This is a genomic window from Amycolatopsis sp. NPDC039088 (assembly GCF_055598845.1).
Genome location: NZ_JBVKAE010000040.1, coordinates 62,539 through 80,655, shown reverse-complemented (window position 1 = coordinate 80,655; position 18,117 = coordinate 62,539). Strand labels below are relative to the sequence as shown.

The following is an 18,117-nucleotide window of genomic DNA, read 5'->3' as shown; positions in this document are numbered from 1 at the left end:
TGTTTTGTGGGGCGGGGGGGGGGGGAGGTGCCCCCATATCACCGGCGGAGAGGGCGTCTTCCTGTTTTGGGGGGGGGGGGGGGGGGGGGGGTGTTTTTTTTTTTTTCTCCCCCCCCCCCCCCCCCCCCCCCCCCCCCCCCACGACCGCACGGCCGCCCCCTGCGCCGCCCCGGTGATGTTGCGGACCATGCCGCCGAAAATGACACCGTGAAACGGCGCGATCCCCTTCCAGTACGCGTGACCGGCGAACCCGTGCGGCTCGAACACCGCACGCTGCTTGTAGATCGTCCCGCCGTTCCCGTCGGACTCGACGCCGAGTTCGAGCCAGGCTCGCCCCGGCAGCTTCATCTCCGCGCGTAGCCGCAGGAGACGTGGCCGGTCGAGGTATTCGACGCGCCACCAGTCCAGCGCCTCGCCCAGGTGCAGCCGCCGCGGGTCCCGTCGACCTCGCCGCAGGCCGACGCCGCCGACGAGCCGGTCGGCCCAGCCTCGGACGGACCACGCCAGCGGGAACGAGTACCACCCGTGTTCGCCGCCGATCGACTCGATGACGTCCCACAGCGCCTCCGGCGAGGCGTCCGTCCTCTGCTCACGTTTGTCCTCGTAGATCGTCCCGCCCGCCCAATCCGGGTCACTCGGGAGCGGATCCGAAGGTGCCGAAGCCGTCGACGCGTCGGACCAGCGGGTCGGCACGTCGGCGTTGCGGATCCGAGTCAGCGCAAGTTCGACGGCGTGTTCGTAATGGGTCAGGCCCGCTTCCGGGTCGGGGATGTGCTCGGCGATCGCGTGGTCGTGGCAGACCACCTCGTGCACCAGCGATTCGATCAGCGGGGCGGCGATCGACTTCGGCACGGGGGTCACCAGGTTGACCCATTGCGCCGAAAGCCACGGTGTCAGCACGGGCACGGGTACGATGGCTCGCCTCGGCAGCCCGGCGACGACGGCGTAGCGGCGCATCATGTCCAAATAGGTCAGGACGTCGGGACCGCCGATGTCGAAGGCACCTTGTACCTCGGACGGCAGATCCGCGGCATGCACGAGGTAGTGCAGCACGTCCCGGATGGCGATCGGCTGGATGCGGCTGTGCACCCATCGCGGGGTGACCATCGCCGGGAGCCGCTCGGTCAGGTAGCGCAACATCTCGAAACTCGCCGAACCCGAACCGATGATCACCGCGGCCTGCAGGACGATGGCGGGCACGCCGGACTCCAACAGGACCTGGCCGACCTCGGCCCGCGACGCCAGATGCGGCGACAACTCGTCGTCGTCCGGCACGATGCCGCCGAGGTACACCAGTCGTCGCACGCCCGCCGTCTTCGCGGCCTCGGCGACCGTTCGGGCAGCCTCCCGGTCGATCTCGACGAAATCCTTGCGCGACAAGGAATGCACAAGGTAGTAGACGACCTCGCCATCGGCGAGGGCCTGCTCGATCGACGCCGGATCGGTGACGTCGCCGCGTTCGACCTCGACGCGGTCACGCCACGGCTCTTCGGCGACCTTCTCCGGAGAGCGCGCCACCACGCGGACCTCATGGCCGGCGTCGAGCAGCTGGGGCACCAGCCGCCCGCCGACATAACCCGTCGCACCGAGCACCACACATCGCATTTCACCGAGTCTTCCCGGAGGAAGCCGGTGGCGCAGCCCGAGTGGCCCGTTCAGGGGGCCAGGCGCCCGCGGACCTCCACGGTTGCGGCGATGCTGCTCCGGAGGAACCGGGCGACCGTCCGGCGCTCGTCCTCCCCCAGGTCCCGCCACGCCGCGGAGAAACGCTCACCCAGCGGCAGGAAGAACTCGGTCCCGATCCGGCGGGCCTGGTCGTGCATACGCAGTTCGACCTTGCGCCGGTCGGTCGCGCTGCGGTCCCGATAGAGGTGACCCGCCCGCTCGAGCCGGTCGAGCACCGCGGTCGTCGCGGACGCGCTGAGGTGCAGTGCCTCCGCGAGCCTGCTCGGACTCATCGGTGTGCCCATCTTGGCCGCGTCCATGATCACCGCGAGCGCGTTGAGGTCGGTCCGGTGCAGGCCGTGGGCCTCCCCGAACATCTCCGCGAACCGGTCCGACTCGACGGTCAGTTGCCGCAGCAGGAGGACGAGCAGGGCGTCCGTGACCTCCTCGGTGTCCTCAGCCACGCCCGAAACCTCCCCTCACGCTGCACCGTCCAGGCGACCACTCTACTATTTCGATGGTCGAACTATTCACTCGTCGAAGTAGTATTGCCACGGGAGCCATCCGCTCATGATCTCGGAAGTCGAACACCCCGCCCGCACGCGGTCACGTCTGCGCTGGCTGCTCCCCGCCCTCGTGGCGGTGGCCTGGCTGATCTTCGGTGGCTTCGGCGGACCGTACGCGGGCAAACTGAGCCAGGTCACGGAGAACGACAGCAGCAGTTTCCTGCCGGCGTCGGCCGAGGCGACCGAGGTCGGCGAACTCCAGAAGCGGTTCTCGAGCGCCGCCGTCATCCCGGCGATCGTCGTGGCCGAACGGCCGTCCGGCCTGACCGAGGATGACAAGCGCTTCCTCGCCGACCGGACCTCGAACGCGCGGCTCGTCCCCGCCCCGGAGAGCGACGCCGGTGCCCAGGTCGTCGTCCTGCTCGACGCCAAGGGCGATCCCGGTGACAGTGTCGAGGCACTGCGGGAGGCACTGGCCCGCGACACCCCCGACGGCCTGAAGGTCCTCGTGACCGGCCTCGCCGCCCAAGTCGCCGATCTGAAGGAGGCGTTCGGCGGGATCGACGGGCTGCTGCTCCTGGTCGCGGGCGCGGTGGTCGCGCTCATCCTGATCATCGTCTACCGAAGCCCGTTGCTCCCTCTCCTCGTCCTGTTGTCGGCCGTGTTCGCTCTCGGGACGGCGAGCCTCGCGGTGTACCTCCTCGCGGACAACGACCTCCTGGCTTTGAACGGGCAGAGCCAGGGGATCCTCTTCATCCTCGTCTTCGGCGCCGCCACGGACTACGCGCTCCTGATGATCTCGCGCTATCGCGAAGAACTCCGGACGACCGACGACGCCCGCACCGCCCTGCGCACCGCATGGCGCTCGACGATCGAACCGATCGCGGCCTCCGCCGGAACCGTGATCCTCGGCGTCCTCTGCCTGCTGTTCAGCGACTTGAACTCCAACAAGGGACTCGGCCCGGTCGCCGCCATCGGCATCGCCGCCGCCCTGCTGACGACGGTCACCTTCCTGCCCGCTGTCCTGGCCTTGTGCGGCCGCAACGCCTTCTGGCCCTTCCGGCCGACAGTCGCTCCGCCTCGCGAAGAGACCGGCAAGCTCTGGGGACGCGTCGCCGGCTGGGTCGCACGCGCTCCCCGCACGATCTGGATCGTCACCACCGTCGTCCTCCTGGCGGGTGGCGCGTTCCTGCCGCAGCTCAAGGCTTCCGGCACCGCGCAGTCCGACGTCTTCCTCACCCCGGTCGACTCCGTGGCGGGACAGGAGGTCCTCTCGCGCTACTTCCCGGGCGGCTCCGGCTCCCCCACGGTCATCGTCACTCCAGCCGGGCAAGCCAAGACGGTGACCGAGCTGGCGCGCGTCCCCGGCGTCTCGGACATCCGCCAAAGCGGCGAAGCCGGCGGGCTCGCGAAGATCGACGCGGTGCTGGCCGATCCCCCGGACTCCGATGCCGCCGTCGCCACCGTGGAACGGATCCGCTCGGCCGTGCACCCGGTCGACGGCACCAAGGTCGGCGGCCCGACGGCGACCCTGCTCGACACCAGGAAGACGTCCGAGCACGACCGGATGGTGATCATCCCGATCGTCCTGGCGGTGATCTTCCTCGTGCTCGCCCTGCTGCTGCGCTCATTGCTCGCGCCGTTGCTGCTGATCGCCACGGTGGTGCTGTCGTTCGCCGCCACGATGGGCGTCTCGGCACTGGTGTTCAACCACGTCTTCGACTTCCCCGGCGCCGACCCGGTCGTCCCGCTGTTCGGCTTCGTCTTCCTTGTCGCGCTGGGCATCGACTACAACATCTTCTTGATGACCCGGGTCCGCGAGGAGGCGGGCAGAATCGGCACCAGGGAAGGAACCCTGCGCGGCCTGCGGGTCACCGGTGGCGTGATCACGTCCGCGGGAGTCGTACTCGCCGCGACCTTCGCCGCCTTGGCCGTCCTGCCGATCCTCTTCCTGGCGCAGCTGGCGTTCATCGTCGCGTTCGGGGTTCTGCTGGACACCCTTCTGGTCCGGTCGCTGCTGGTACCGGCTCTGACGATGGACGTCGGACGGAAGATCTGGTGGCCGTCGAAGCTGGCGAAAGCAGAAATCGTTTCAGAAAGTCGTCAGGCTTAGGAAACCGCACGCCGGCCGGGTGACAACAGCGGACTTGTACTATCAAGGCCGGCTACGCCGAACGAGCGATCTTACTTTCAGCCATTGCAATGTCACTTTCCGTCCGTAGCGTGGAGTGCAGCTGACGGTGCGGGGGTGCTTGAATGGGAACGTCAACCAGATGGAAGGGCCCAGACGGCAAAGCCTGGCAAACGGTTACTCGTAGTGTTGCCCGGCTTCGTCCGGACGGATCGACGATCTCGACAGCGGGCATTCCTTCTCCGCGACAATCCGAAGATCACGTGATCTCTGCCGAGTCCGCCGCCGGCCGCGGACAAAGGTGCCGCGATGCACTGGCCGCAGCCGTCCGTGAAAACCCAGACGCATATGGCCTGCGTTCGGCATTACTCCAGACCGGCGAAGCGCTGATCGACGTAATGAGCAGCCTCGGCTCTGACACTCCAGCGTTTGACCTGGAGCCCGATGATGACTGGCCCGGCACGCGCGAAGACTGGTTCTTGTCCAGGTTCGTCTCGTCAGTCGCAGGTGACGGAATGACGATCACCGACGCACTGGCTCGACGATCGGCCACCGCCTGCGCCGAGCACATATTGCAAGACCAGCGCGTATCCGACGCCGTCCGGCACGAGGACAGCGACTGGGGCCTTCCCGCCGAGCTCTTCTGCGCTGTTTACGAACTGTTCTTCGCAGATTTCGTAGCCCAGTTCATTCAGGCTGTGATCGCCGAAAAAATCAAGCTTCTCACCCCAGGGCTTTACCTTGTAGATCCTGGTGGACAGATCGCCGACTGGGTCGCAGAGCAAATCGTTTCGATACTCCCCCTCCCCTGCGCGAAGAAGGAAGCGAGCCCCGAGGACCCGCGTCCGATCGCCGACTTCGCACGCGACCTCTTGAAGGACGCGACAGCTGCCGCCCTCGGCCTCCCCGGGGGCCGGGATGAGGCGTGAACCGCGAAGGTTCGGTTTCTCCACCCAGGGCTGCCACCGAGACGACGGACGTGAGTGGCTGTCCGCAGCCGACTTCCACGATCGTCGCGACCGCCTGGAACAGATCTCGACCTTGGTAGGTCCCGCGAAACCCTGGGCGGCGGATCTCCTGGAGATCGCCCGGGCGGTATTCTTGGTGGACAAACGCTACCGACGAAGCACTGAAGACGGCTGGACACGCAGGATCGATCTCGTGGTGCAGGTCGCCGATCCACGTCGCTGGCAGGCCCAAGCCCTGGACAACCTGGCCGCGCTTCTCAACGCTCTCACCGGTGATCAGTGGGACCTGCGAGTGACAGGAGGCGCAGAACGCCGTCAATGGTTCGACTTCCAAGCTCGGGCAGAGGAAGTCGCCCTGTTCTCTGGCGGGCTCGATTCCACTGCTTACGCCGCCAAGGCCGCTACTCGAGGAGGCGCGGGAGAACTCCTTCTTATCGGCTACGACGACAACATCCGCGCAAGACAAAAACAGATCGAACAGTCGGTCGCGCGGCTAGCCACGCGACCGATGACGCTGGTCCAGGTCGGGCAGCGGCCATTGTCAAAAACCGGCGAAGGTCTCGAGCGGAGTTCAAGAACCCGCGGATTCCTCTACGTGGCGACCGCCGTAGCCGCCGCTTCAGCTCACAGAGTCAACCGGGTACACGTCCCTGAGAACGGGCAACTCGCAGTCAACCCTCCGCTGACCCCTAGCAGGATCGGCGCCCTCTCTACCCGGTCGGTTCATCCATGGACGGTCGACAGGATGAACCGGGTGATCGATGACATCGGCGGCACCGTGGTCATCACCAATCCTCTTCTGCCCTACACCAAGGGTGAAGTCTGCGCGATCGCACTAGATGCCGGACTTGCCCGGGAAGACCTCGAAAACACTGTGAGCTGCGGCGACCCCAGCAGTTTCCGCTTCAATGCGGAAGGGATCTTCAACTGCGGAAACTGCTATCCGTGCCTTGTGCGCCGGTCCGGGCTTATCGCCGCGGCTGGACGCGACGACACCAGCTATCGACGCGACCTCGGTGGGCTTGACGGCAAGAAGAAGGAGTCGGAACACGTTCGTGCGCTCATGAGGTGGCTGGCTAGCGAGTTCAGCCTTCGGGACCTCATCGCGGATATGCCCTTCCCGCCATCTGTTCCCGCTCCCACGGTCTTGCCGGTGATTCATCGTGGCCGACTTGAGTTGGCCACCATGGTCGACTATCTCCTCCCACCAGGGCATCCTCTGCGGAGTGGCTGGTCACCCCGCCTGATCGATATCAAACAGCAGGCTGGCTAACGCCTGGCGGCAGGTACCGCTGCAGGCGGCGTTGCGTCGGCCTCGATACGCCCTCGCAGACCGGGGATGAACGCGGCGATCGCCAGCGCGACGAGGGCGGTCCCGCAACCGAGTCCCATGATGAGCCGGAAGCCGCCCTGCGACGGAACCCGGACGGCACCAGCACCAGGCCGGTGACCAGCATGGTCTGCCCGAGCCCGTAGCCGGTCCCCGTCGGCAGCTGCAGGATCTGCGGGAGCATCAGCGACTGCGCGAACATGGCGAACGCGAACACGATCGACGTCAGAGCAGGACCTGACGCCGGGTGGTCGTCCGCAGATCCACCAGTGGCCTGGCCGTCCGCAGCTCCCACCAGCCCCACACCAGCAGAACCAGCGCGGCGGCGCCGAACAACCCCGAAGTCCGTCCGCTCACCCAGCCCCACTGCGCGCCCTTCGAAATCGCCAGCAGCAGACAGACCAGCGCCACCGAAAGCCCGGAGGCGCCGACGAGGTCGAACCGTCCGCCTGTGCGCACACTCGATTCCGGAACGAAGGCCAGCACGAGCCCGGTCACGACGGCACCGAGCCCCGCCGCGATCCAGAACAGCAGATGCCAGTCGGCGTTCTCCGCGAGCAAGGCGGCCGCGGGCAGGCCGAGTGCGCCACCGACGCCGAGTGACGCGCTCATCGTCGCGGTCGCCGAGGTGAGCCTCTCGGCCGGCGACCATCGGTACCAGCCGGTGTCGCGACCGCGCTCGCGAGCAGCGTCGCCGTGATCACCCACGTCGTGTCGGCCGCCGACGCGTGCAGGAGTTCCGGCAGTTTCGGGATCAGCGGGATGACCAGGGTCTGCATCAGCGAGACCACGATCCCGCCCAGCGCTAGCACCACCACGACGAGCTGAGGACGTGGCACGGCGGACGGTTGGGGCATACGAGGCCTCCGGTGGAGAGCGTGAGTGAGTGCGACCAACTTAAGTCAATTGATTGACTTATGCCAACACTCAGGGCACTGTGTGCATCAAGGAACAACCACGCTGAAGGAGCCCCTGATGACGCAGAGCGACCTGGATCGGCTGCCGAGCTTCCCGTTCCCGACCGAGGCCGCGCTGGCGCCGCCCGCCGAATGGGCCGAGTTCCGGGCGAAGTGCCCGGTCGCCAAGGTCGCGCTGGCCAGCGGCGACGAGGCGACGCTGCTCACCCGCTACGCGGACGTCAAACGCGTCTTGTCCGAGCCTCGGTTCACCAGGCCGACCCCCGAAGACAAGGCGGCCAGGGTCGCGGACACCGAATCGGGCGGGGTCTTCAACAGCGAGATGGCCTCGGTCATCCCCCAGCACGGCGAGGCGCACCTGAAGTGGCGCCGGATGCTCGGGAAATGGTTCACCGCCAAGCGGATGACCGCGCTCCGGCCGCGGATGGAGGCCATGTCCGTCCAGTTGATCGACGAGATGGTCGCGAAGGGACAGCCCGCGGATCTCAAGGCTGGCCTGGCCTTTCCGCTCCCGGTGTGGGTCATCTGCGACATGCTCGGTGTGCCGGACACGGACCGGGAACGCTTCGCGCACTGGTCCGACGTCATGCTCAGCATGACCCGGTACACCCAGGCGGAGTTCGACGTCGCGCAGGCGGAATTCGGCCGGTACATGGGCGGGCACATCGCCGCCAAGCGGGCGGGACCGGGCGAGGACATCCTGAGCGCGCTCATCACCGACACCGACGTGGACGGCGAGCGCTGGTCCGACAAGCTGCTCGTCGCCACCGGGATCGGCCTGCTGATCGCCGGGCACGAGACCACCGCGAACATGATCGCGAAGATGGTGGCGATGCTGCTGGAGGACCGGACCCGCTGGGAGGCGTTGCTCGCGGACCGGTCACTGATCCGCACCGCCGTCGAGGAATCCCTGCGGATGGACGCCAACGCCGGCATCGGCATGTCGCGCTATCTCACCGAGGATTTCGAGGTCGGCGGCACCATCTTGCCGGCGGGCACCACCGCGATGTGCAGCATGGCCGCCGCCAACCGCGACGAGAGCGCGTTCGAAGCCGCGGCCGACCTGACACTCGATCGCAGCCCGAACCCGCATCTGGCGTTCGGCGCCGGCGCGCACGCGTGCCTCGGGCAGCCTCTCGCCCGTACCGAACTGCAGGTCGTACTCGGTGTCCTGCTGGAGAAACTGCCTTCGCTGGAACTCGCCGTCCCGGCGGCCGAACTGCGCAAGGTCGAAGGGCTCGCCGTCGGCGGACTACGGGAACTGCCCGTGCGATGGTGATGCCCATGACGAGTGAGATCACCGGTGCCCGCGCCGAACGGGCGCACGCGACGCGGGAACTGATCCTGACCGCGGCGGAACGGCTGTTCGCCGAACACGGCGTCTTCGCCGTGTCCAACCGCCAGGTCAGCGAAGCGGCGGGACAGGGAAACAACACCGCGGTCGGCTACCACTTCGGCACCAAGGCCGATCTGGTCCGGGCCATCGCGCGGCGGCACGCGGAGCCGATCGAGGAGATCCGCGTCCGGAAGCTGGCCGAACTCGGGGACAGCCCGAACCTGCGGGACTGGCTCGGCTGCCTGGTCACCCCGGTGGCCGAGCATCTGGCCACCCTCGGCAATCCCACCTGGTTCGCGCGGTTCGGCGCGCAGGTCATGACCGATCCCGCGCTCCGCCCGATCATGGTCGAGGAATCGCTGACCTCACCGTCACTGGTGCGGATCGTCGAAGGACTGCACCGGTGCCTGCCCGACCTGCCCGCCGAGGTACTGGCGGAACGCGGCGACATGGCCCGCCAGCTGCTGGTCCACATGAACGCCGAACGCGAACGTGCCCTCGCCGAGGGCACCCCCACTCCCCGGTCGTCCTGGCAGGACGCCGCGACCGGGCTCATCGACGCACTCGCCGGGATGTGGCTGGCACCGGTCACCCCCGGCCCGGACGGAGGAAAAGGACCATGAAGATCACCGTCGACCAGGACAAATGCTGCGGCGCCGGCACCTGCGTGCTGCTCGCCCCCGACGTCTTCGACCAGCGGGAAGAGGACGGCATCGTGATCCTGCTGGAGGACGCGCCCGGCACCGACCTGCACGACGTCGTCCGCGAGGCGGCGGACGTCTGCCCCGGCGCCGCGATCGCCGTGAGCGAGAACGCGTGACCGTGCTCGTCGTCGGCGCCTCCGCCGCCGGTCTCGCGACGGTGGAGGCGCTGCGCCGCAAGGGATATCAGGACGAGATCACGGTGCTGGGCGCGGAACCGCATCTCCCCTACGACCGGCCTCCACTGTCCAAACAGGTCCTTTCCGGACGCTGGGAGCCGTCGCGGACCCAGCTGCGAACCGCCGACCGGTTGTCCACATTGGACGCCGAGTTCGTGCTCGGAGACCCGGCCACGGCGCTGGACGTCCAGAAGAGGACCGTCCACACGGCGTCGGGGCGGACGCTGACCGCGGACGAGATCGTGATCGCCACGGGGCTGCGGCCACGCGCGCTGCCCGATCAGGACGGCCTGGCCGGAGTCCACGTTCTCCGCACTCTCGAAGACGCGGTTGGCCTGCGGGCGGACCTGCTGTCCTGCTCCAGGGCGGTGGTCGTCGGCGACGGTGTCCTCGGCACCGAAATCGCCGCGAGTGCCGCCGGGATGGGCGTCCACGTCACCCTCGCGGGACCGCAACCGGCGCCTCTGGCCGCCCAGTTCGGGCCGGTCGTCTCGGAACTGCTGGCGGAACTGCACACGTCCCGCGGTGTCACCTTGCGACTCGGCGCCGCAGTCACCGGACTGGCTTCACAGGACGGGCGCGTCAGCGGCGTGCGGCTGGAAACCGGCGAAGTACTCCCCGCGGATGTCGTCGTGGTGGCGTTCGGCGCCGCGCCGGCGACAGAGTGGCTGGAAGGCAGCGGACTGACACTGGCGAACGGCGTCGTCTGCAACTCCCGATGCCGCGCAGCCGAAGGCGTCTACGCCGTCGGCGACGTCGCCCGCTGGCATCACGAGTCCCTCGACATGGCGCTGCGGCTGGAGAACCGGACCAACGCCACCGAACAGGCAGGACACGTCGCGGGCGTCATCCTCGGTGACGACCGCCCCTACGCCCCGGTCCCCTACTTCTGGACCGACCAGTTCGACGCCAAGATCCACGTGCACGGAACCCTCTTCGCCGACGCCGAAGTGTCCATTGTGGAGGGCGGCCTGGCCGGACGGCGATTCGTCGCGCAGTACCGGCGCGACGGCGTGGTGACTGGCGTCCTCGGCTGGAACATGCCAAAACAAGCCCGTCTGCGCCGTCCGGAACTCGCCGGGGCACTCGTTGGAGGAACGCTTTGACCAGAACCCCCGTGACGTGGTGATCAGCGCTCGCCGCGCATCGCGGGGATCAGCACGGGAAGCGCGGCCAGCAGCGCGATGCCACGCACGACACCGGCCACCGGATACGGAACACGAAGACCGAATCGGTGCGCCAGCAGTCCACCGGTCAACGCGCCGAGCGGCATCAGGCCCCAGCCGACCAGCCGGTAAACGCTGTTGACCCGGCCGAGCAAGGTCGACGGCACGTTCCGTTGCCGGACACCGACGGTCACGACGTTCCAGATCGTCGTGACGAACCCGCTCGCGGCCAAGAGTGCGCCGAGCATGATCACGTTCGCGCTGAACCCGATTCCGACGAAGACGAGGGCGTTCACGGCCAAGGAGGTGAGCAGAGCGTGCAGGTCGCCGAGGCGGGTGACCAGCCGCGCGGTCGTGAGCGCGCCGAGGACACTACCGATCGCCGCCCCGGCGAGCAGGAGGCCGAACACTCCCGCACCGCGACGCAGCTCATCCGTCACGAACAGCACCAGGGTGGCGTTTCCGAGCTGACCGCAGAACGTGTTGACGCCGAGCAACAGGGCGAGAGCACGCAGCAGACCGTGTCCCCTCAACCAGCGGAGTCCACTGAGGACATTCGTATTGTCCGAACGCTCGCGCCTTCGTCGGGGCAGCCGGGCCAGTAGCAGGGCGGCGATGACGAACGACACGGCGTCGACGGCGAACGGAAGGGTCCAGGCGAGCGCGAAGAACAAGCTCCCGAGGGGCGGCCCCAGGAACTGGTTGCCGACGGTCATCGCCACCTGCTGGCTACCGTTCGCCCGGTGCAACAGCTCCTTCGGGACGAGGTCCGGGAGCACCGCTTGTGCGGCGTTGTCGTAGAACACCTCGCAAGAACCGAGTGCGAGCGCCAGTACGACGAGGACCGGAACACCCAGCGCGTCCGCGGCCACGAGCGCCGAGAGGACGCCGACGACCAGAGCTTGGAGCACCTGCGTCCGCCACATGAGGGTGACGCGGTCGACCCTGTCGACGACGGATCCGGCGGTGAGGGACAGCAAAAGCCATGGCAGGTACGTCGCCACGGAGACCAGTGCGATGTCCCTCGCGTCGTGGCTCACCGTCACCGCCAACAGGGGCAGTGCCGCGGTGAAGACGCCGTTGCCGAGGCTGTCGATCCCGGTGGCCCACCACAGCCGCCGGTAGACACGGGGTAAGCGGGGCATGGTCGAATCGTGGCGACCTCACGCGACCCGGAGACACCATTTAGCGCGGGGCTACATACTCGGGCGATGTCGATGACCATCGAACTCGGCGTCGCCGAATTGGCCGCGACCCGGTTCGCGCTCTCGCCACTGTCCGAAACCGTGGCCTGCCTGCAGCAGATCGCCGGCCTCGACCAGAACACCGTCAACCTGCCTTGGCTGCGGTGGGCGCGCGAGGAACTCGATCGCGAACCACTCTCGCTTTCCTGGACGTGGCCGCTGCTCGTGAACGGCAAGCTCACCTGGCCGGAGTTCCTCGTTCCCGCACCGCGGGATTCCGGGGCCTCCCTCGAGAACGACCTCGACGCGTTGCGGCGGACCTCCGGCGCTCAGGTCAGGGCCAGTCTTCACCGGGTGTTCGGCGGACATCTACCGCCCACCGCCGCCGCACTCGCCAAGGACCCGGCATCCGGGCTACGGGAAATCGCCGAGGAACTCCGCCAGGCGCACGACCGCCTCGTCGCACCACAGTGGCCTCGGATCCGCGCGGTGCTGGACGCCGACGTCGGGCATCGCGCCCGGCGACTTGCCGCCGGCGGTGCCGAGAGATTGTTCTCGGATCTGCATCCGCACCTGCATTGGCGCGCCGATCGGCTGCTGCTGGTACGCGACGGGCGGGAACGCACCGACCGCGTCGTCAACCGAGGGCCGGGCGGCCTCGTCCTGATGCCGGTCGTCCTCGGCTCGCCGTATGTCCTGATCAAGGAACACACCTCGACCCAGACCACGGTGCGCTATCCGGCGCGGGGCACTGGCACCCTGTGGGCGGCCGGGACCCGTCCGCCCCGGTACAGCACGGTGCGCCTGCTGGGCCGGACGCGCGCGGAACTCCTGCGGGCGCTGACCTCCCCCGCGACCACGACCGACCTGGCTCGCGCTCTCGGCGTGACACCGAGCGCGGTTTCCCAGCATCTCAAGGTCCTCCGGGACAGCGGCCTCGTCGCGCGCGAACGCTCCGGGCGCAGCGTCCTGTATCTGACGACTCCGCTCGGAACCAACCTGCTCTGAGCCTCCTTCAGAGGTCGATCAGCTCGACGGTCACCTTCGCGACATCACCCTCCTCGAGCCCTTCGGCCTTCCGGACCGCCTTCTTGACCGGCAGCACGTAAGTGCCGCGTTTGGAGTCCGGGAAGATCGACGTCTTCCACTTGCTGGCACCGACCGAGACCTGGACGCGCACCGCGCCGAAGCCGCGACGCGGACCGTCGGTGATCTCGCGAATCTCCTCGGAGATGTCCTGGGGCAGGCTCACGAAGGTCCAGGTCTCTTCGCGGCGGGCGTCCCAGATCCACAGCTCGGCATCGAACACGACGATCATCCCGGGAGGGTCGCACAGGGGACCGACAATTCCCGCGCGTGAGTGGGCGCCCCTGGTCTTGGCCGATACGGTGGCCGGGTGGATTTCGTCGTGATCTTCGGTCCGCCCGCGGTCGGCAAGATGAGCGTCGGCGACGAACTGTGCAAGCTCACCGGGTTCAAGCTGTTCCACAACCACATGGCGGTCGAGCCGGTGCTCGGCATCTCCCGTTCGGTTCGCCGCCGTTCGGCAGGCTCGTCAACGAGTTCCGCCGCCGTGTCATCGAAGAGGCGGCCCCGCGTTCTCCCGCGCCAACCTTCTCGAACACCCGGTTGAGCCCTGCCGAGGCCGCGGCCCTAATCCTGCGAAGGATGCCGCAGTGAGCGTGTCGTCGAAGTCCCGAGCACACGCGAGGCCATCCACGCGAGCGCGTCGGCCGTGCGCGCCGGGGTGTCCGACGGCTGCATGATGTGGCTCAGCACCGTCCGGACGACGACGTCGATCGCCACGTCCAGCTGCGCGGCGTCCAGCGGCGGGCCGTAGGAGCGCACGCGGCCGCGCAACATGATCGTCGCTTCGCTCAGCAGGCTGCCAGCCCGGACTGTCAGCAGCGGCAGCAACTCGGTGTCGGCGCCGTGCGTCGCCGAGACGATGGCGCGCAGCAGGAGGTTGTCGTCGGCGAGTTCGAGGACGCCGCGGACGGCGTCGTGGATCGCCTCGACGAGATCGTCGGGATGCCGTTCGAAAGCCTCCCGGACGACCGAGAGGAACCTGCCGAGCTCGTGCGAGATCATCGCTTCGGCGAGCTGGGACTTCGAACCGAGCTCGTTGTAGACGGTCTGACGGCTGACGCCGACGATCTCCGCGAGTTTGCTCATCGTCACCGACGACCAGCCGGAACGCACGGTCAGCTCGATCGCCGCCGCGACGATCGGCTGCCGGTACGGGCCACCCGTAACGGAGGCTGAGGGTGCCTCGCTCATGATCGTCATTCTAAGCCGCCGTTCCAGCAGCGAACGCCATCGCCTCCGGCCAAGGCGCCCGTCCGGCGATGTGTCGCCGGTACTTCATGATCTCGCGTGGCCGGTCGACCGTCAGCGCGCCGACGATCCGGTCCCCGCGCCGGTACAGCGCGGTGAACCCGCCGGAAGCCGGGACGGCGGCCACCACCTCGTCGGCGCGCGGGGTGCCGACGAACTGGATCCGGTGGTCGTACCAGTCCGACCAGAAGTACGGCACCGGCGCCAGAGCGCGCGCCGACTCCGGGGCTGGCATCGCAGACCACGCCACCGGCCGACTCCAGGCCGGTGACCGTCGTGGACAACCGCAGTTCCGTACCCGCCTCCCGGTGCAGAGAAGCGCACACCTCGCCGGCGTCGGCTCCGGCGGATCGGGCGAGCGGGACGTCGAGCGCCTCCACGATCGTCGCCGCCAGCCCGCGTTTCCTGGCCGCGGCGGCGACCTCCGAGCCGATGAAGCCCGCCCCGATCACGACCGTACGTGCCCCGCGATCGAGCGCGGCCCGGATGGCGAGGGCGTCCTCGACCGTCCGCAGCGCGTGGACCCCGGCGATCCCCTCGCTCCCGGGCAGGCGGCGCGCCGTGGCACCGGTCGCGATCACCAGCGCGTCGTAGGGCACCGTCCGGCCCGCCACCGAGACTTCCCGCGCGGCTGTGTCGAGCCCGTCGGCGGGTGTGCCGAGCAGCAGGTCGACGCCTAGTTCGTCGCGCAGAACCGCCTCGTTGTGGAACGGCTCCACCCGGCCTGGGCCTTCGGCGTCGAGGAACGACTTCGACAGCGGCAGCCGGTCGTAGGGCGGATGCTCCTCCGCGCCGATCAGCACGATCCGCCCGCGGTATCCGTCCCGCCGCGCGGCCTCCACCGCGCGCGGCCCGGCCAGCGAAGCTCCCACGACGACCAACGTCATGGTCAGTCCCGCAGCTTCAGGGCGAGGACCGGGCAGGCGTCGACGGCGGCCGACAGGTCCTGCCGGTACTCCTCGCCGGGCTGCTCGTCGAGCACCACGACGGTGCCGTCGTCACCCACCTCGAAGAAGTCGGGCGCCATCGCCTCACACATGCCAAGGCCGTCGCATTTCGTGCGGTCCGCCTCGATCCTCATCATGCTCCGACCCTTCCCGGTGCCACGAAATCGATCTTTTCCCGCACCCCGCAGTCCGGACAGCACCACGAGTCCGGGATCGCCGACCACGGTGTTCCGGCGGGGAAACCCTCACGCGGGTCGCCGAGTTTCTCGTCGTAGACGTAGCCGCAGCCAGGGCACATCCCGCCATCGGACGCGTCGCCGTACCTGTCGGCGGCGACGCGGGACGGCGCGGTGACGCGGGTTCCGTGGCGCGCGAGGATCTTGGCGCGTTTCGACGGCTGGATGTTGGCGCGGGAGATGTCGCCGTCGAAATGGGCGAGCACCCGCGGATCCATCACCCGGCGCCAGAGCGGCGGGAACAGGGCCAGCACGATCATCCCGGCGTATCCCGTCGGCAGCACCGGCGATTCCGCGAAATCGCGCAGCGTCTGGTAGCGGCGGGTCGGGTTGGCATGGTGATCACTGTGCCGCTGCAGGTGATACAGCAGGACGTTGGTGGCGATGTTGTTGGAATTCCAGCTGTGGCTGGGATCGACCCGTTCGTAGCGCCGCCGGTTCGGCGGGCCGACCTTCTGCCGCCGCATACCGTAGTGCTCCATGTAGTTGACGACTTCCAGCAGCGAGAACCCGATCACCGCCTGGATCACCAGGTACGGCAGGATTCCGACGCCCAGCCAGGCGATCATCGCCACCCAGAGCACCACCGACATCAGCCAGGCGTTGAGCACGTCATTGCCGATCCGGAACGGATGCCGGTCGCGCCGGGCGTACCGCTTGCGCTCCAGCCCCCACGCGGATTTCAGCGACCCGAACACCGTGCGCGGCCAGAACCGGTAGAAGCTCTCCCCCAGCCGGCTGCTGGCCGGATCCTCCGGGGTCGCCACCCGGACGTGGTGGCCGCGGTTGTGCTCGATGTAGAAGTGGCCGTAGAAGCTCTGTGCCAGCGCGATCTTCGACAGCCAGCGTTCGTGGCTTTCCTTCTTGTGCCCGAGTTCGTGCGCGGTGTTGATGCCGATCCCGCCGATGCAGCCGATCGAGATCGCCAGGCCCACCTTGTCCACAACGGACAGATCGCCGCGGGAGATGAGCCAGAACGCGGCCACGAAACCCGCGTACTGGATCGGCAGGAACGCGAAGGTGATCCACCGGTAGTAGCGGTCCTGCTCCAGCCGTTCGATCACGTCGTCGGGCGGATTACCGCGGTCCAGCCCGGCGAGCAGGTCGATCAGCGGCACGACCACCAGGATCACGATCGGCCCGATCCAGAACCACACACCCCACCCGGTGGCCGCGTGCAGCCCGATGGCGAGGAAAGCGAGTGAGGGGACCACCAACCCGATCAGCCACAGGTATCGCTTGCGGTCGGTCCACCGTTCGGTCGAGCCCGCCGGGACCGTGCCCGTCATCTCGCTCATCGCACCCTCCTCCATTGGCTGGGTTTACACAACTGTAGGTTATGTACACCCCGTTTGACAAGTGGCCATCTTTTGTAAATCCACCGTTGCTTCATTTCGTGAGAATCCGGCGATATCTTGTATTCGTAAGGAAACTTACTTAACTTGTGACGACACGCCGCGACCCACTTCGTCCGCCCCGAAGGAGCGCGAATGCCTCGATCATCCCGTCGGATCCGACCCGCCGCCGTGGCCGCCGTAGCCGCGACTCTGCTGGCACTGCCCGCCACGACCGCCACCGCGAGCACCGCGGCGAACAGCTCCTGGCCGGGCTCTTCCACCGTCACGAACGCCGACAGCTCGAACGTCCTCGGCGGCAACATGAGCGGCCTGTCCTTCGGCGGACCCGACGTCCTGTGGGCGGTGAAGAACGGGCCGGGCACGCTGTACCGCCTCGTGCGCAACGGCACGAAGTGGCAGCCGGACACCGCCAACGGCTGGTCGTCGGGCAAGGCACTGCGCTACCGCAACGGCACGGGCGACCCCGACGCCGAAGCGGTCGTAGCCACCCCTGACGGCGTGGTCGCGGCCACCGAACGCGACGGCGACAACAGCAAGACAAGCGCGCTGAAGGTGCTCCGGTACGACGTCTCCGGCTCAGCCAAGACCCTCACCGCCAAAGCAGACTGGAATCTGACGGCCGACCTGCCGAAAGTCTCGGCCAACGACGGTCTCGAAGCCATCTCCTGGATTCCGGACAGCGCGCTCACCGCGAAGGGATTCGTGGACGAGCGCACGAAGGCGCCGTACAACCCCAGCAGCTACCCCGGGCACGGGACCGGTCTTTACCTCGTCGGCCTCGAGAGCAACGGGATGATCTACGCCTACGCGCTCGACCAGGCGGGCGGGAAGTACACCCGCGTCGCGAGCTTCGCGAGCGGTCTCGACTCGATCATGGAACTCGAGTACGAGGCTTCGACCGGCAAGCTGTGGGCGGTCTGCGACGACAACTGCGGCGGCGCCTCGACGACCCTCTCCGTCGGCACGCAAGGCAAGTTCGCCGTGACCGCCACGTACGACCGTCCGAGCGGGATGCCGGACTACAACAACGAAGGCTTCGCCATCGCGGCGACCTGCGCGTCGGGAAGCAAGCAGGTGGTTTGGGCCGACGACGGGAACGAAGGCGGCCACGCACTCCGTGCCGGCGCCCTGTCCTGCAGCTGAACCCGCACCGTTC

General features: G+C 68.0%; 16 protein-coding genes and 3 pseudogenes. 10 read left to right on the top strand and 9 right to left on the bottom strand.

The window, feature by feature from the left end; genetic code table 11:
* Positions 1-150: 150 nt before the first annotated feature.
* Positions 151-1,605, bottom strand: a pseudogene (locus tag ACZ7KI_RS36295) (SDR family oxidoreductase); the annotation flags it as partial.
* A gap of 50 nt (positions 1,606-1,655) precedes the next feature.
* Positions 1,656-2,129: a MarR family winged helix-turn-helix transcriptional regulator gene (locus ACZ7KI_RS36290; RefSeq protein ID WP_470277535.1), complete on the bottom strand. Its 474-nt coding sequence runs from the start codon at positions 2,127-2,129 to the stop codon at positions 1,656-1,658.
* Positions 2,130-2,235: 106 nt separating this feature from the next.
* Between ACZ7KI_RS36290 and ACZ7KI_RS36285 the strand changes: the two genes are divergently transcribed.
* From ACZ7KI_RS36285 to ACZ7KI_RS36275, 3 genes are all read left to right on the top strand, one after another.
* A complete protein-coding gene (locus tag ACZ7KI_RS36285; protein WP_470277534.1) occupies positions 2,236-4,284 on the top strand; it encodes an MMPL family transporter in 2,049 nt (682 codons plus the stop codon).
* 281 nt (positions 4,285-4,565) lie between these two features.
* Entirely contained in the window at positions 4,566-5,231 is a 666-nt protein-coding gene (locus ACZ7KI_RS36280; protein WP_470277533.1) for a hypothetical protein, read from the top strand.
* Positions 5,221-6,543 carry a 7-cyano-7-deazaguanine synthase gene (locus tag ACZ7KI_RS36275; RefSeq protein ID WP_470277532.1) on the top strand — a complete coding sequence of 441 codons (1,323 nt, stop codon included), beginning with the start codon at positions 5,221-5,223 and terminating at the stop codon, positions 6,541-6,543. The genes ACZ7KI_RS36280 and ACZ7KI_RS36275 overlap by 11 nt, the downstream gene beginning before the upstream one ends.
* Before the next feature lie 148 nt (positions 6,544-6,691).
* Here ACZ7KI_RS36275 and ACZ7KI_RS36270 read toward each other — a convergent pair.
* Positions 6,692-7,457: pseudogene (locus tag ACZ7KI_RS36270) on the bottom strand (MFS transporter); the annotation flags it as partial.
* 118 nt (positions 7,458-7,575) lie between these two features.
* Here ACZ7KI_RS36270 and ACZ7KI_RS36265 point away from each other — a divergent pair.
* The 4 genes from ACZ7KI_RS36265 to ACZ7KI_RS36250 are packed head-to-tail and all read left to right on the top strand — an operon-like array spanning position 7,576 to position 10,839.
* Positions 7,576-8,796 carry a cytochrome P450 gene (locus tag ACZ7KI_RS36265; RefSeq protein ID WP_470277531.1) on the top strand — a complete coding sequence of 407 codons (1,221 nt, stop codon included), beginning with the start codon at positions 7,576-7,578 and terminating at the stop codon, positions 8,794-8,796.
* Between the two features lie 5 nt (positions 8,797-8,801).
* The gene (locus ACZ7KI_RS36260) at positions 8,802-9,476 is read left to right on the top strand and encodes a TetR/AcrR family transcriptional regulator (protein ID WP_470277530.1); all 675 of its coding nucleotides are present in this window, start codon (positions 8,802-8,804) and stop codon (positions 9,474-9,476) included.
* Entirely contained in the window at positions 9,473-9,673 is a 201-nt protein-coding gene (locus ACZ7KI_RS36255; protein ID WP_465505957.1) for a ferredoxin, read from the top strand. Before ACZ7KI_RS36260 ends, ACZ7KI_RS36255 begins: the two co-directional genes overlap by 4 nt.
* The gene (locus tag ACZ7KI_RS36250) at positions 9,670-10,839 is read left to right on the top strand and encodes an NAD(P)/FAD-dependent oxidoreductase (protein ID WP_470277529.1); all 1,170 of its coding nucleotides are present in this window, start codon (positions 9,670-9,672) and stop codon (positions 10,837-10,839) included. The genes ACZ7KI_RS36255 and ACZ7KI_RS36250 overlap by 4 nt, the downstream gene beginning before the upstream one ends.
* A 23-nt stretch (positions 10,840-10,862) precedes the next feature.
* On the opposite strand, the gene ACZ7KI_RS36245 is transcribed toward ACZ7KI_RS36250, so the two are convergent.
* The gene (locus ACZ7KI_RS36245; protein ID WP_470277528.1) at positions 10,863-12,044 is read right to left on the bottom strand and encodes an MFS transporter; all 1,182 of its coding nucleotides are present in this window, start codon (positions 12,042-12,044) and stop codon (positions 10,863-10,865) included.
* Positions 12,045-12,110: 66 nt separating this feature from the next.
* Between ACZ7KI_RS36245 and ACZ7KI_RS36240 the strand changes: the two genes are divergently transcribed.
* On the top strand, positions 12,111-13,091 hold the full coding sequence (locus ACZ7KI_RS36240) for an ArsR/SmtB family transcription factor (protein ID WP_470277527.1): 981 nt from the start codon (positions 12,111-12,113) through the stop codon (positions 13,089-13,091).
* A gap of 7 nt (positions 13,092-13,098) precedes the next feature.
* On the opposite strand, the gene ACZ7KI_RS36235 is transcribed toward ACZ7KI_RS36240, so the two are convergent.
* The gene (locus tag ACZ7KI_RS36235) at positions 13,099-13,401 is read right to left on the bottom strand and encodes a DUF1905 domain-containing protein (RefSeq protein ID WP_470277526.1); all 303 of its coding nucleotides are present in this window, start codon (positions 13,399-13,401) and stop codon (positions 13,099-13,101) included.
* A gap of 78 nt (positions 13,402-13,479) precedes the next feature.
* Here ACZ7KI_RS36235 and ACZ7KI_RS36230 point away from each other — a divergent pair, with 78 nt between their 5' ends.
* A complete protein-coding gene (locus ACZ7KI_RS36230; RefSeq protein ID WP_470277525.1) occupies positions 13,480-13,716 on the top strand; it encodes a hypothetical protein in 237 nt (78 codons plus the stop codon).
* A 20-nt stretch (positions 13,717-13,736) separates the two neighbouring features.
* On the opposite strand, the gene ACZ7KI_RS36225 is transcribed toward ACZ7KI_RS36230, so the two are convergent.
* The 4 genes and pseudogenes from ACZ7KI_RS36225 to ACZ7KI_RS36210 form a co-directional block, all read right to left on the bottom strand.
* Entirely contained in the window at positions 13,737-14,372 is a 636-nt protein-coding gene (locus ACZ7KI_RS36225) for a TetR/AcrR family transcriptional regulator (RefSeq protein ID WP_470277524.1), read from the bottom strand.
* 1 nt (position 14,373) lies between these two features.
* Positions 14,374-15,307 (bottom strand): annotated as a pseudogene (locus tag ACZ7KI_RS36220) (NAD(P)/FAD-dependent oxidoreductase).
* 2 nt (positions 15,308-15,309) lie between these two features.
* Positions 15,310-15,504 (bottom strand): ferredoxin, encoded by a 195-nt coding sequence (locus ACZ7KI_RS36215; RefSeq protein WP_470277523.1) that lies wholly within the window; start codon positions 15,502-15,504, stop codon positions 15,310-15,312.
* Positions 15,501-16,901, bottom strand: coding sequence for a fatty acid desaturase (locus ACZ7KI_RS36210; protein ID WP_470277522.1), 1,401 nt, complete (start codon positions 16,899-16,901; stop codon positions 15,501-15,503). The genes ACZ7KI_RS36215 and ACZ7KI_RS36210 overlap by 4 nt, the downstream gene beginning before the upstream one ends.
* A gap of 192 nt (positions 16,902-17,093) precedes the next feature.
* Here ACZ7KI_RS36210 and ACZ7KI_RS36205 point away from each other — a divergent pair, with 192 nt between their 5' ends.
* The gene (locus ACZ7KI_RS36205; protein ID WP_470277521.1) at positions 17,094-18,104 is read left to right on the top strand and encodes an SdiA-regulated/phytase-like domain-containing protein; all 1,011 of its coding nucleotides are present in this window, start codon (positions 17,094-17,096) and stop codon (positions 18,102-18,104) included.
* Positions 18,105-18,117 lie beyond the last annotated feature (13 nt).